Source organism: Stenotrophomonas sp. ATCM1_4 (assembly GCF_004348115.1).
In the GTDB taxonomy this organism is placed as follows: domain Bacteria; phylum Pseudomonadota; class Gammaproteobacteria; order Xanthomonadales; family Xanthomonadaceae; genus Stenotrophomonas; species Stenotrophomonas capsici.
Genome location: NZ_QPFB01000001.1, coordinates 1,424,998 through 1,438,322, shown reverse-complemented (window position 1 = coordinate 1,438,322; position 13,325 = coordinate 1,424,998). Strand labels below are relative to the sequence as shown.

Genomic DNA, 13,325 nt, shown 5'->3' with positions numbered 1-13,325 from the left:
GTCCACTGCCTTGTCTTCCCTCAGGAACGTGCCATGAACGAGACGACCGTCGCGCGCAAACCCCATCCCGCCTTGGCCTGGCTGCGTCGCGAGGCATTGCCGTTGGCGGTGATGCTGGTGCTGATGGGCGCCGCCCGCGACAGCCTGGCCAACCACTACCAGGTGCCCAGTGGATCGATGCAGCCGACCCTGCAGCCCGGTGACCGGGTCGCGGTGGACATGCGCGCCTACGGGTTGCGCCTGCCCTTCACCGAGCTGCAGGTGCTGGCGACCGGGCAGCCCCGGCGTGGCGACGTGGCGGTGTTCGACTCGCCGGCCGACGGCACGCGCCTGGTCAAGCGAGTGGTGGCCGTGGCCGGCGACCGGGTGGAACTGCACGGAGGCTACCTGCACATCAATGGGCAGCCGTTGCAGCGGCAGGTCGCCCAGGAACTGTTCGGCGACAAGGCGGTACGGCTGGACCTGGCCGACGGCGGTGGCCCGGACATCACCGGCATCACCATCCCGCAGGGCAAGTTGCTGGTGCTGGGCGACCATCGCGGCAACAGCTTCGATGGGCGCTTCTTCGGCCTGATGGACGCCGGCAAGGTCTACGGCAAGGCGGTGGCGGTGTATTGGCGGCGGGGCGAAGGCCTGGAGTGGCTGCGGCTTTAACGCGGGCGGTTAACACCTGGGAGGCACGAAGCCGGCACGGAAACGTCGCCGGCTTTTTCGTGGATGACGTTCCGGCCGCGGTGACTATTGGTATTACCAATAAATCCTAGTAACCCTATGGTCTAATAGGATCTTTGCGGAAACAGCGCTTCAATCGCGCTTCGTTGGTCGGATCATTTCATTATTGGTATTACCAATAATGCGGCCACGGCACTCCACCTGCGGGTGGCCGCTTCCGCCTCTGTCGAGAACCTGCATGCAGCCCTGGGAACAACTCTACGACCCCGCTGGCAACCTGTGGCTGTCCAGCCTGATCGCGCTGTTGCCGATCGCCTTCTTCTTCCTGGCCCTGGCCGTGCTGCGGATGAAGGGCTGGTTGGCCGGCACGATCACCGTGGCCATCGCGCTGGCGGTGGCGCTGCTGTTCTACCGGATGCCGGTGGCGCAGGCACTGGGCGCGGCCGGCTATGGCTTCATCTACGGCCTGTGGCCGATCGCGTGGATCATCATCGGCGCGGTGTTCCTGTACAAGGTGTCGGTCAAGACCGGCCAGTTCGACATCATCCGAGCCTCGATCCTGTCGGTGACCGAGGACCAGCGCCTGCAGATGCTGATGGTGGGCTTTGCCTTCGGCGCGTTCCTGGAAGGCGCGGCCGGCTTTGGTGCACCGGTGGCGATCACCGCCGCATTGCTGGTCGGGCTGGGTTTCAAGCCACTGTATGCCGCGGGCCTGTGCCTGATCGTCAACACCGCGCCGGTGGCGTTCGGTGCGATGGGCATCCCGATCATCGTCGCCGGCCAGGTCACCGGGCTGGACGCCTTCGAGATCGGGCAGATGGCCGGCCGGCAGTTGCCGTTCCTGACCATCATCGTGCTGTTCTGGATCATGGCCATCATGGATGGCTGGCGCGGCGTCAAGGAAACCTGGCCGGCAGTGCTGGTGGCCGGTGGCTCGTTCGCCATCGCGCAGTACCTGACCTCCAATTTCATCGGCCCGGAACTGCCGGACATCACCGCCTCGCTCGCATCGCTGGTGTGCCTGACGCTGTTCCTGCGCCGTTGGCAGCCCAAGCGCATCTTCCGCTTCGAGACCGAAGCCAGCGCCGCTGCCGCCGCACAGGCGCTGGACGCACCGGCCTACAGCGCCCGGCAGATCGCCAAGGCGTGGTCGCCATTCCTGATCCTGACCGCGATGGTCACGCTGTGGAGCATCAAGCCATTCAAGGCGCTGTTTGCCGCCGGCGGCCCGCTGCAGGGCTGGGTGCTGAAACTGCCGGTGCCAGGCCTGGACCAGCTGGTGCAGAAGATGCCGCCGATTGTTCCCGCGCCCACGGCGTACGAGGCCGTCTACAAGTTCGACGTGCTCTCGGCCACCGGCACCGCGATCATGCTGGCCGCGGTGATCGCCATCGTCTACCTGCGCATGCCGCTGCGCGCGGCGGTGCGTACCTTCGGCGAAACCGTCAACGAACTGAAGACGCCGATCTATTCGATCGGCATGGTGCTGGCGTTCGCCTTCATCGCCAACTATTCGGGACTGTCGGCAACGCTGGCACTGGCTCTGGCCCATACCGGCGATGCGTTCACCTTCTTCTCGCCGTTCCTCGGTTGGCTGGGCGTGTTCCTGACCGGCTCGGATACCTCGTCCAACGCTCTGTTCTCGGCACTGCAGGCCACCACCGCGCAGCAGATCGGCGTGTCCGAAGTGCTGCTGGTGGCGGCCAATACCACCGGTGGCGTCACCGGCAAGATGATCTCGCCGCAGTCCATCGCCATTGCCTGTGCGGCGGTGGGCCTGGCCGGGAAGGAATCGGACCTGTTCCGTTTCACCGTCAAGCACAGCCTGATCTTCACCGTGATGGTCGGCCTGATCACCACCGCGCAGGCGTACTGGCTGACCTGGATGATTCCCTGAGCCATGGACAGCCTGCCAGCCACCGCCCATGGGCTTCGGGCCACAATGTCGGCATGAGCACTCAACGCATCTCCGACAAGGTGGCCGCGCAGCTGCGCGCGCTGGTGGACGAACAACAGCTGCAGCCGGGCGACCGGCTGCCCGCCGAGCGCACCCTGGCGGTGCAGCTGGGAGTGTCGCGCACGGCCCTGCGCGAGGCCATCGCCCAGCTGGGCAGCCAGGGCCTGCTGGTGGCGCGGGTGGGCGGCGGCACCTTCGTCGCCGAGCCGGCCGCGCGTGCGCGGCAGGCACTGGATGAGCCACTGGCCCCTTACCTGCCGCTGTTCCAGGGTGACCCGGAGTACCGCTTCGACGTGCTGGAGATCCGCCATGCACTGGAAGGCGCCACCGCCTGGCATGCCGCATTGCGTGCGACCGACGATGACCGCGTACGCATCACCCAGGCATTCCAGACGATGATGGACGCGCACGGCAAGGACGACCCGGCCGGGGAGGCGCAGGCCGATGCAGCCTTCCACCTGTCCATCGCCGAGGCCTCGCACAACCTGGTGCTGCTGCAGGTGATGCGCGGCCTGTTCGATCTGCTGCAGACCAACATCTCGCAGAGCCGCGAGAAGCTCTACACCTCGGCGACCACGTTTTCGCCACTGTCCGACCAGCACCGCGAGATGATGGACGCGGTGCTGGCCGGCGATCCCGAACGCGCGCGCGCCGCCGCGCATGCCCACCTCGCCTTCGTGCACACCACGCTGCGCACGCTCGATGAGAACGAGGCGCGGCGTGCACGCGCCTCGCGCCTGCCTTCCCCCCACGGTTGACCCCATGATCATCTCCGCCTCCACCGATTACCGTGCGGCCGCGCAGCGTCGCCTGCCGCCGTTCCTGTTCCACTACATCGATGGCGGCGCGTATGCCGAACACACGCTCAAACGCAACGTTTCCGATCTGTCCGACATCGCGCTGCGCCAGCGCGTGCTGCGCGACATGTCCGACCTGAGCCTGGAAACCGAGCTGTTCGGCGAGAAACTGGCCATGCCGGTGGCCCTGGCGCCGGTCGGGCTGACCGGCATGTATGCCCGTCGCGGCGAAGTGCAGGCCGCGCGCGCGGCCGACAGCCGGGGTATCCCGTTCACCCTGTCCACGGTGTCGGTGTGCCCGATCGAGGAAGTGGCGCCGGCGATCAAGCGGCCGATGTGGTTCCAGCTGTACGTGCTGCGCGACCGTGGCTTCATGCGCAACGCGCTGGAGCGCGCGCAGGCGGCCGGGGTCACCACGCTGGTGTTCACCGTCGACATGCCGGTGCCCGGCGCGCGCTACCGCGATGCGCATTCGGGCATGAGCGGGCCGAATGCCGGCGTCCGCCGCATCGGCCAGGCCATGACCCATCCCCGCTGGGCGTGGGACGTGGGCTTGTTCGGTCGTCCGCACGACCTGGGCAACATCTCCGCCTATCGTGGCCACCCGACCGGGCTGGCCGACTACATCGGTTGGCTGGGCAACAATTTCGACCCCTCCATCTCGTGGAAGGACCTGGAATGGATCCGCGAGTTCTGGAAGGGGCCGATGGTGATCAAGGGCATCCTCGATCCGGACGACGCACGCGACGCGGTGCGCTTCGGCGCAGATGGCATCGTGGTGTCCAACCACGGTGGTCGCCAGCTTGATGGCGTGCTGTCCACCGCGCGTGCCTTGCCGGCCATCGCCGATGCGGTGCAGGGTGACCTGAAGATCCTCGCGGACTCGGGCATCCGCAACGGCCTGGACGTGGTGCGCATGCTCGCCCTCGGTGCCGACAGCGTGCTGCTGGGCCGCGCCTTCGTGTATGCATTGGCCGCGCAGGGCGAGGCCGGCGTGGCCAACCTGCTGGACCTGATCGCCAAGGAGATGCGCGTGGCGATGACGCTGACCGGCGCGCGCCGCATCGCCGACATCAGCCGCGATTCGCTGGTCAACCTGGCATGAGCATGCACGACACCTTGCTGGCGCAGCTGCGTGCGGCCGTGGGCAATGGCCACGTGCTGACCGGCGACAAGGCCACGCGTCGCTTCCGCAAGGGCTACCGCTTCGGCGATGGCCCGGTGCTGGCGGTGGTGCGGCCGGGGACGTTGCTGGAAATGTGGCGCGCCCTGCAGGCTGCGGTGCAGGGCGGTGCGGCGGTCATCCTGCAGGCGGCCAACACCGGCCTGACTGGTGGCTCCACGCCGGATGGCGACGACTACGGCCGGCCGGTCGTATTGATCAGCACGCTGCGGCTGACCGGCGTGCAACTGCTCGACGGTGGTCGCCAGGTGCTGTGCCTGCCCGGTGCGACGCTGGACCGGCTGGAGCAGGCCTTGGCACCGCTGGGGCGTGAGCCGCATTCGGTGATCGGCTCGTCATGCATCGGTGCCTCAGTGTTGGGCGGTGTCTGCAACAACTCCGGGGGGGCGCTGGTGCGGCGAGGGCCGGCCTACACCGAGATGGCGTTGTTCGCACAGGTGAATGCTGCCGGCGAACTGCAGCTGGTCAATCACCTGGGCATTGCCTTGGGCGACACCCCGGAGGAGATCCTGCAGCGCGTGCAGGCGGGCGACTACAGCGCCGCGGACGTGCAGTTGGAGTCCGGCCGGGCCGCGTCCGATCCGCATTACGCCGAACAGGTGCGGCGGGTGGATGCGGACACGCCGGCACGTTTCAATGCCGATGCGAGCCGCCATTACGAGGCGGCGGGTTCGGCGGGAAAGCTCGCGGTGTTCGCGGTGCGGTTGGATACGTTTGCCAGGGAAGCGGCCGAAGTGTTCTACATCGGCAGCAACCAGACGCAGAGTCTGACCGCCATTCGCCGGCATCTGCTGACCGGCTTCGAGCGGTTGCCGATCAGCGGCGAGTACATCCATCGCGTCGCCTATGACATCGGCGAGCGTTACGGCAAGGACACCTTCCTGCTGATCGACAAGCTGGGTACTGCCCGGGTGCCGGCGGCGTTCGCGTTGAAGAGCCGTGTCGATGGCTGGTTCGAGCGCATTGGCCTGCGCGGTGTCACGGACCGGATGATGCAGCTGCTGACGAGCCTGCTGCCTTCGCATCTGCCGGCGCGCATGGGCGGGTTTCGCCAGCGTTACGAGCATCATCTGCTGTTGAAGGTGTCGGCACAGGATGCGGCGGTGACCGAGGCCTGGCTGCGGGAGTTCTTCGCCAGGCATGAAGGCGACTACTTCCATTGCACGCCGGAAGAAGGGCGCAAGGCGTTCTTGCACCGCTTCGCCGTTGCTGGTGCAGCCGTGCGCTATCGCGAAGTGCATCGCACGCAGGTGCAGGACATCGTTGCGCTGGACATCGCGCTGCGCCGTGATGACCGTGAGTGGTTCGAGCAGTTGCCGGCCGAGCTGGATGCACGTCTTCTGCACAAGCTGTACTACGGCCACTTCCTGTGTCACGTGTTCCATCAGGACTACATCGCGCGCAAGGGCGAGGACCCGATGGCGATCGAGCATGCAATGTGGAAGTTGCTGGACGCGCGTGGCGCGGAATACCCGGCCGAGCACAACGTCGGCCATCTCTATCCGGCCAAACCGGCGCTGGCGCAGTTCTACAAGCAGCTTGATCCGAGCAATACCTTCAATCCCGGCATCGGCCAGACCAGCAAGCAGCCCGGTTGGAAGGGCTGTGATTGCTGAATCTTGCTCATGCCTTTGCTTAAGCCCCTCTCCCGCGAGCGGGAGAGGGGGTGGGGTGAGGGGAAGCTTCTAGCTGGAAAGGCAAAGGCCAAAGCCAAGAGCCAAAGCTGCCCTCATCCGCCCCTTTCGGGGCACCTTCTCCCGTACACGGGAGAAGGGACGGCATCCGCCGTCATACAGTTCGGCGCGGGCGCGGGCGCGGCATCGGCATCGGCATTGACTCCTGAATCGATACTCCCTGCATATCAATCCGTACACAACAGGTTATGGATCGACCTGCTCAACAGGTCCAAGCTTCCCGCATCTCCAATGAAGCGGCCCGGTGATGTGCCTCGATGCGATGGAACTCGAACACAACGGCACGCCAACCTGCCGTGATTCCCTGGCGCCTGCGACTGCGCTGACCGCCACCGTCGAACAACCCCACATCCGCCAAGGCACGCCGGCGTTCCGGCGTGCGGTGGTGGCGCTGTTCATGGCCGGCTTCGCCACCTTCGGCGTGCTGTACTGCGTGCAGGCGCTGTTGCCCGGCTTCAGCCACCACTTTGGCGTGAGTGCGGCCAACAGCGCGTTGGCGTTGTCGGTCAGCACTGGCGTGCTGGCGGTGGCGATGCTGGGGGCCGGCATCCTCTCTGACCGCGTGGGCCGGCGCCCGGTGATGGTGGCCTCATTGCTGGTTTCGTCACTGTTGATCCTGGCCACGGCGATGGTCGATGACTGGAACACCCTGCTGGTGCTGCGCGCACTGCTGGGCGTCAGCCTGAGCGGTGTGCCGGCGGTGGCGATGACCTGGCTGGTCGAGGAGATGGACAGTCGCGCCTTGGGCCTGGCCATGGGCCTGTACATCGGCGGCAATGCGGTGGGCGGCATGAGCGGGCGCCTGATCGCCGGCGTGGTGGCCGACCACGGGGGCTGGCGCGCCGGCATCGGCGTGGTGGGGGTGATCGCGCTGCTGGCCACGTTCGCGCTGTGGACGCAACTGCCGGCTTCGCGCCATTTCCGTGCCCGTCATGCCGAACCGGCGCGGCTGCCCGCACGTTTCGGCGGCGTGTTCGGCGATGTGGCGTTGCCGTGGCTGTTTGCCTGCGGCTTCCTGCTGCTGGGGGTGTTCGTCACCGTCTACAACTACCTGGGCTATCACCTGATGGCGCCGCCGTACGGCCTGAGCCAGACCGTGGTGGGCCTGATCTTCATCGTCTATCTGGTTGGCAGCTTCAGCTCGGCGTGGATGGGCCAGCTGGCCAATCGCCTGGGCCGCGGTCCGGTGCTGACGTTGTCGTTCACGTTGATGGTGGGCGGCGTATTGCTGCTGATGCTGCCGTGGTTGTGGACGATGGCGTTGGGTATCGCCGTGGTCACGTTCGGCTTCTTCGGCGGGCATTCGGTGGCCAGCAGCTGGGTGGGGGTGCGCGCCGGCGCCCTGCGTGCCGAAGCCTCGGCGCTGTACCTGCTGTCCTACTACCTGGGCTCCAGCCTGCTGGGTGCGCTGGGTGGCGTGTTCTATACGCGCTGGGGCTGGATCGGCGTGTGTGGCTATGTGCTGGTACTGACGCTGGCGGGCGTGGGGGCGGCCTGGCAGGTATGGCGTCACCTGCAGGCGACGAGCGATGTGCAAGCGGCGGTCGGGCGTTGAGAGCCAAAAGCGTTACCCCTCCCCAGCGCTCCCCTTGGCTGCGCCAAAGGGAGGGGGGGGTCATGCGGGTCGATCAGATCACTGCGAAGCGGCGCTTCTGCCCCCTCCCTTTGGCGCAGCCAAGGGGAGGGTTGGGGAGGGGTAGAGGTAAACGCCTTCAGCCCCGCACCACTTCCTGCCGCATCAAGCCGATGAACTGTCGCATCAGCGGCGTCACCGCTTCGCGTCGCCACGCCAGCTGGATTTCCGATGTCGCGCCGCGATCACTCAGCGCGACGAAGCAGGCGCCGTCGACCTGGATATGGCTGCACGAGGACGGCAGCACGCACACCCCCAGTCCCGCCGCGACCAGGCTGATCAGGGTTGATGATTCCCCCGCCTCCTGCACGATGCGCGGGCTGAAGCCGGCGTTGCGGCACAGCGTGATCACATGGTCGTGGATGCCGGCACCGGCATCGCGCGAGAAGCCGACGAACGGGTCCAGCGCGAACTGGCGCAGGGACAACGTAGCCGTGTCCGGATCCTTGCCGGCCAGCGCGGGATGGGTGGCATGCACCACCAGCGCCAGCGGATCGTCGAGCAGGCGCTTGGCGACCAGCTCCGACGGCAGCACCCGCTTGCGGATGATGCCCACGTCCAGCTCGTTGGCCAGCAACGCATCGATCTGGCGCAGGCTGTTCATCTCGCGCAGTTGCAGTTGCACCTGCGGGCGCTGCTGGCGATAAGCGAAGAACGCGCGCGGGATCTGCGGCAGCAGCGGGGTGGCGCGGGTCAGGCCGACGCGCAGTTCGCCGCTTTCGCCGCGCTGCGCACGCTGCACCCTGTCCACCGCGGTATCGACGCGCTGGAGGATCTCGCGCGCCTGCTCCAGCAGCACTTCACCGGCCGGCGTGAGCTGCACGCGGCGATGGCTGCGCACGAACAGATGCGCGCCGACCAGGGTTTCCAGCTGGCGGATCTGCTGGCTGAGCGGCGGCTGCGACATGCCCAGGCGTTCGGCGGCGCGGCCGAAGTGCAGCGTGTCGGCCACGGCGAGGAAGTAGCGCAGGTGGCGAAGTTCCAGTGACATGCGCCGGTTCCGGGGAAGGTGCGGTGATTGTCGCCGGACTCCACCGCGAATGGGGGCGATGGCGATGCGCGCCGTCGTGCGCGGGCTCAGCGTTCCGAAGGCCCGGTGTCGTCGTATTGCCGTGGCGCGAACAGGTCCGGCTGGATCAGTTCCACGAACGCGCGCGCCTGCGGCGACAGCACCTTGCCCCGCCGCACCACCACGCCATAGCTGCGCGAAGGGAAGTAGTCGCCCATCGCACGGGTGACCAGCTTGCCGCGATCAGCATCGTTCAGGCACAGCGCGGTGACGATGGAGATGCCCATGCCCATCGCCACGTACTGCTTGATCACCTCCCAGCCGCCGACCTCCAGCGCCACCGTGTAGGGCACGCGGTGTTGCTGGAACACCAGATCCACCAGCCGCCAAGTGATCTGCCGGCGTGGCGGCAGGATCAGTGGCCACGGCGACAGGTCTTCCAGGCTCAGCTGCTTCTTGTGCGCCAGCGGGTGGTCGGGCGGGGTGATCAGCACCTGGTCGAAGCGGTACACCGGCGCGTAGCTGAGGTCGGCCGGGACATCCATCATCGAACCGATGGCCAGGTCGGCGGCATCGCTGCGCAGCAGGTCGGTGCCGTCCGCACTGATGGCGTTGTGCAGGGTCAGGCGCACATCGGGGTACTGGCGGCGGAAGTTTTCGACGATCTTGGGCAGGAGATACAGGATGGTCGACGAATTTGCGGCGATGTTGAGTTCGCCCGCATCCAGCCCCCCGACCTTCTCGCGGAAGCGCGGCAGCAGCCCGTCCAGGCTCTCCACCAGCGGCTGGGCCATGTCGTACAGCAGCTGACCCTCGCGGCTGGGTACCAGGCGTCGCCCGCTGCGCTCGAACAGCACCATCCCCAGCTCCCGTTCCAGCGCCTGCAACTGCAGGCTCACTGCCGGCTGGCTGACGAACAGGGCCTCCGATGCCCGCGAAACTGACCCGAGTCGAACTGTCTGCAGGAATGCACGCAGCGGCTTGAGCCGGTCCGACTTGTAGGAAAAACGCGGGTTTACGGGTGTCTTCTTGGGCATGGCAGATCAAGTATTAGCACAACTTATAAAAAAGATTGCAAAAACTGTTTTGTTAAATACCTCGTTGCGGCGGCAGGTTGGAGTCCCCGACACCCGCAGGAACCTCCGATGTCCGCCGTCGCCCACGCTGTCGCCGCCACGATCCCCCCCCGCCCGACCCCGGGCATCACCGTGACCACCCAATTGGCCGGCCAGTCCGAGCTGTTGCCGGCCGGTGCGCTGGGGCTGCTCGTATCGCTGCACCGCGCGGTGGAGCCGGAGCGGCAGGCGCGCCTGGCCGCGCGCGGCCAGCGCCAGGCCTTCTTCGACCAGGGCGGCAGCCCGGACTTCCGCGACGACACCCGCGCCATCCGCGAGGGCGACTGGACGGTGGCCCCGATCCCGGCGGCGCTGCAGGACCGCCGCGTCGAGATCACCGGCCCGACCGACCCGAAGATGGTCATCAACGCGCTGAACTCCGGCGCCAAGGTGTTCATGGCCGACTTCGAGGACTCCACCTCGCCGACCTGGCGCAACGTGCTGGCCGGCCAGCGCACCATGATCGGCGCGGTGCGCGGTGACCTGGCGTTCACCGCGCCGGCGGCCAACGACAAGCCGGGCAAGCACTACACGCTGCGTCCGCATGACGAGCAGGCGGTGCTGATCGTGCGCCCGCGCGGCTGGCACCTGGACGAGAAGCACGTGCTGATCGACGGCCAGCCGATTGCCGGTGGCCTGTTCGACGCGGCGGTGTTCGCCTTCCACAACGCGCATGCGCTGATGGAGATCGACCGCGGCCCGTACTTCTACCTGCCCAAGCTGCAGTCGATGGAGGAGGCCGCGCTGTGGGAATGCGCGCTGTCGCACATCGAGGGCATGCTGGGCCTGCCGCAGGGGCAGATCAAGGTCACGGTGCTGATCGAGACGCTGCCGGCGGTGTTCGAGATGGACGAGATCCTGCACGCGTTGCGCGACCGCATCGTCGGCCTGAACTGCGGCCGCTGGGACTACATCTTTTCGTACCTGAAGACCTTCCGTCGCCACGCCGACAAGGTGCTGCCCGAGCGCGGCCAGGTGACCATGACCCAGCCGTTCCTGAAGGCCTACTCGGAACTGCTGATCAAGACCTGCCACCGCCGTGGCGCGCATGCGATGGGTGGCATGGCCGCGCAGATCCCGATCAACCACGATGCCGCCGCCAACGAGCAGGCGATGGCGCGCGTGCGTGCCGACAAGCTGCGTGAAGTGACCGCCGGCCACGACGGCACCTGGGTCGCGCACCCGGCGTTGATCCCGGTGGCCAGGGCGATCTTCGACGAGCACATGCCCACGCCCAACCAGCACAGCGTGCTGCGCCGTGACGTGCAGGTCGGTCGCGAGGACCTGGTCGCACCGTGCAGCGGCAGCATCAGCCGCGCCGGCTTCGAGAACAACGTCGAGGTGTGCGTGCGCTACATGGCCGCTTGGCTGGACGGCAATGGCTGCGTGCCCATCCACAACCTGATGGAGGACGCGGCCACCGCCGAGATCAGCCGCAGCCAGATCTGGCAATGGTTGCACGCCGGCAACCAGCACCTGGACGACGGCACCGCCATCGACCTGGCCTTGCTGGACAGTACCCTGCGCGCGCTGCCGGCACGGCTGGGCGACACCGCCGCGCTGCCCGGCGGCAGCCGCATCCCCCAGGCCATCGGCCTGCTCGACCAACTCAGCCGCGCCGATGAACTGGCCGAGTTCCTGACCTTGCCGGCCTACCGGCAGATCGACTGACCTTCCCCCTTACGCATCACGATCATTCGAGGACGCAACGATGAGCACCTACCAGCAACAGATCGACGCCCTGCAGCAGGATTGGGACAACAACCCGCGTTGGAAGCACATCACCCGCACCTACAGCGCCGCCGACGTGGTGCGCCTGCGCGGCAGCGTGCAACCGGAGTACACCCTGGCCAAGCGCGGTGCGCAGCGGCTGTGGGACCTGGTCAACGGCGGTGCGAAGAAGGGCTACGTCAACGCGTTCGGCGCGATCAGTGCCGGCCAGGCGATGCAGCAGGCCAAGGCCGGCCTGGAAGCGGTGTACCTGTCCGGCTGGCAGGTGGCCGCCGACGGCAACACCTCCGAGACGATGTACCCGGACCAGTCGCTGTACGCTTACGATTCGGTTCCGACAATGGTCCGCCGCATCAACAACACCTTCCAGCGTGCCGATGAGATCCAGTGGAAGAACATCATCGACGGCAAGGTCAAGGCCGAGGACGCCATCGACTTCTTCCTGCCGATCGTGGCCGACGGTGAGGCCGGCTTCGGCGGCGTGCTCAACGCCTACGAGCTGATGAAGAACATGATCACCGCCGGCGCCGCCGCGGTGCATTTCGAGGACCAGCTGGCCGCGGTGAAGAAGTGCGGCCACATGGGCGGCAAGGTGCTGGTGCCGACCCAGGAAGCGATCCAGAAGCTGTCGGCCGCACGCCTGGCCGCCGATGTGCTGGGTGTGCCGACCATCGTGCTGGCCCGCACCGATGCCGAGGCTGCCAACCTGCTGACCAGCGACTTTGACCCGAACGACGCGCCGTTCGTCACCGGCCAGCGCACCGCCGAAGGCTTCTACCGCGTGAAGAACGGCCTGGAACAGGCGATCAGCCGTGGCGTGGCCTATGCCCCGCATGCCGACCTGGTGTGGTGCGAGACCGGCACTCCGGACCTGGGCTTCGCCCGCGAGTTCGCCCAGGCCGTGCACGCCGCCAGCCCCGGCAAGCTGCTGTCCTACAACTGCTCGCCCTCGTTCAACTGGAAGAAGAACCTGGACGACAAGACCATCGCCCGGTTCCAGGACGAACTGGCGGCGCTGGGCTACAAGTACCAGTTCATCACCCTGGCCGGCATCCATATCAACTGGTTCAACACCTTCAAGTTCGCCCATGACTACGCCCGCGGCGAGGGCATGCGCCACTACGTGGAACAGGTGCAGGAGCCGGAGTTCGCCGCGCGCGAGAAGGGCTATACCTTCGTCTCGCACCAGCAGGAAGTGGGGGCCGGCTACTTCGACGACGTGACCACGGTGATCCAGGGCGGCGCCTCCAGCGTCACCGCGCTGACCGGCTCCACCGAGGAGGAGCAGTTCCAGGCGGAAGTGGCTGCCTGAGTCAGATTTGTCCGGTTGTTTTGGAGGGGCTCTTACGAGCCCCTTCCTTTTTGTGATTTGCGTCCTTGCACTTTCATGCTGAAACAGCGTGGATGGGTGTTTATTTTAGTGATAACCTCGTGAACCAACCCGCCGTGCATGGCGGGGGTCCATGAGGCAGGGAATGAGCGGCATGGTGTCCGGGGGTCTGGCCAGGCAGGCGGATCCCCCCGCAGGTCTGTC

The 13,325-nt window shown here is 66.8% G+C and carries 10 protein-coding genes; 8 read left to right on the top strand and 2 right to left on the bottom strand.

Annotation, left to right across the window (positions count from 1 at the left end; genetic code table 11):
- Window positions 1–33 precede the first annotated feature (33 nt).
- The 6 genes from lepB (at window position 34) to ATCM_RS06840 (ending at window position 7,858) form a co-directional block, all read left to right on the top strand.
- Window positions 34–654: a signal peptidase I gene (lepB, locus tag ATCM_RS06865; RefSeq protein WP_132863650.1), complete on the top strand. Its 621-nt coding sequence runs from the start codon at window positions 34–36 to the stop codon at window positions 652–654.
- Between the two features lie 256 nt (window positions 655–910).
- A complete protein-coding gene (lldP, locus tag ATCM_RS06860) occupies window positions 911–2,569 on the top strand; it encodes an L-lactate permease (RefSeq protein ID WP_132863648.1) in 1,659 nt (552 codons plus the stop codon).
- A 53-nt stretch (window positions 2,570–2,622) separates the two neighbouring features.
- Window positions 2,623–3,387, top strand: coding sequence for a transcriptional regulator LldR (gene lldR / locus ATCM_RS06855; protein ID WP_132863647.1), 765 nt, complete (start codon window positions 2,623–2,625; stop codon window positions 3,385–3,387).
- 4 nt (window positions 3,388–3,391) lie between these two features.
- Entirely contained in the window at window positions 3,392–4,531 is a 1,140-nt protein-coding gene (gene lldD / locus ATCM_RS06850; protein ID WP_132863646.1) for an FMN-dependent L-lactate dehydrogenase LldD, read from the top strand.
- Window positions 4,528–6,225, top strand: a complete 1,698-nt coding sequence (dld, locus tag ATCM_RS06845; protein ID WP_132863645.1) for a D-lactate dehydrogenase — start codon at window positions 4,528–4,530, stop codon at window positions 6,223–6,225. Before lldD ends, dld begins: the two co-directional genes overlap by 4 nt.
- A 322-nt stretch (window positions 6,226–6,547) precedes the next feature.
- Entirely contained in the window at window positions 6,548–7,858 is a 1,311-nt protein-coding gene (locus tag ATCM_RS06840) for an MFS transporter (protein ID WP_243693971.1), read from the top strand.
- A gap of 157 nt (window positions 7,859–8,015) precedes the next feature.
- On the opposite strand, the gene ATCM_RS06835 is transcribed toward ATCM_RS06840, so the two are convergent.
- Together ATCM_RS06835 and ATCM_RS06830 are read right to left on the bottom strand one after the other, a co-directional pair.
- Complete coding sequence (locus ATCM_RS06835) at window positions 8,016–8,927, bottom strand: LysR substrate-binding domain-containing protein (protein WP_132863643.1); 912 nt, start codon at window positions 8,925–8,927, stop codon at window positions 8,016–8,018.
- Between the two features lie 86 nt (window positions 8,928–9,013).
- Window positions 9,014–9,982 carry a LysR family transcriptional regulator gene (locus ATCM_RS06830; RefSeq protein WP_132863642.1) on the bottom strand — a complete coding sequence of 323 codons (969 nt, stop codon included), beginning with the start codon at window positions 9,980–9,982 and terminating at the stop codon, window positions 9,014–9,016.
- Between the two features lie 108 nt (window positions 9,983–10,090).
- Between ATCM_RS06830 and aceB the strand changes: the two genes are divergently transcribed.
- Window positions 10,091–11,731, top strand: coding sequence for a malate synthase A (gene aceB / locus ATCM_RS06825; RefSeq protein ID WP_132863640.1), 1,641 nt, complete (start codon window positions 10,091–10,093; stop codon window positions 11,729–11,731).
- Between the two features lie 40 nt (window positions 11,732–11,771).
- On the top strand, window positions 11,772–13,103 hold the full coding sequence (gene aceA / locus ATCM_RS06820) for an isocitrate lyase (protein ID WP_132863639.1): 1,332 nt from the start codon (window positions 11,772–11,774) through the stop codon (window positions 13,101–13,103).
- Window positions 13,104–13,325 lie beyond the last annotated feature (222 nt).

Excerpts from the sequence above, each read along its gene's own strand:
- lepB (WP_132863650.1), top strand. The coding sequence starts at position 34 with ATGAACGAGACGACCGTCGCGCGCAAACCCCATCCCGCCTTGGCCTGG.
- lldP (WP_132863648.1), top strand. The coding sequence starts at position 911 with ATGCAGCCCTGGGAACAACTCTACGACCCCGCTGGCAACCTGTGGCTG.
- lldR (WP_132863647.1), top strand. The coding sequence starts at position 2,623 with ATGAGCACTCAACGCATCTCCGACAAGGTGGCCGCGCAGCTGCGCGCG.
- lldD (WP_132863646.1), top strand. The coding sequence starts at position 3,392 with ATGATCATCTCCGCCTCCACCGATTACCGTGCGGCCGCGCAGCGTCGC.
- dld (WP_132863645.1), top strand. The coding sequence starts at position 4,528 with ATGAGCATGCACGACACCTTGCTGGCGCAGCTGCGTGCGGCCGTGGGC.
- ATCM_RS06835 (WP_132863643.1), bottom strand. The coding sequence starts at position 8,927 with ATGTCACTGGAACTTCGCCACCTGCGCTACTTCCTCGCCGTGGCCGAC.
- ATCM_RS06830 (WP_132863642.1), bottom strand. The coding sequence starts at position 9,982 with ATGCCCAAGAAGACACCCGTAAACCCGCGTTTTTCCTACAAGTCGGAC.
- aceB (WP_132863640.1), top strand. The coding sequence starts at position 10,091 with ATGTCCGCCGTCGCCCACGCTGTCGCCGCCACGATCCCCCCCCGCCCG.
- aceA (WP_132863639.1), top strand. The coding sequence starts at position 11,772 with ATGAGCACCTACCAGCAACAGATCGACGCCCTGCAGCAGGATTGGGAC.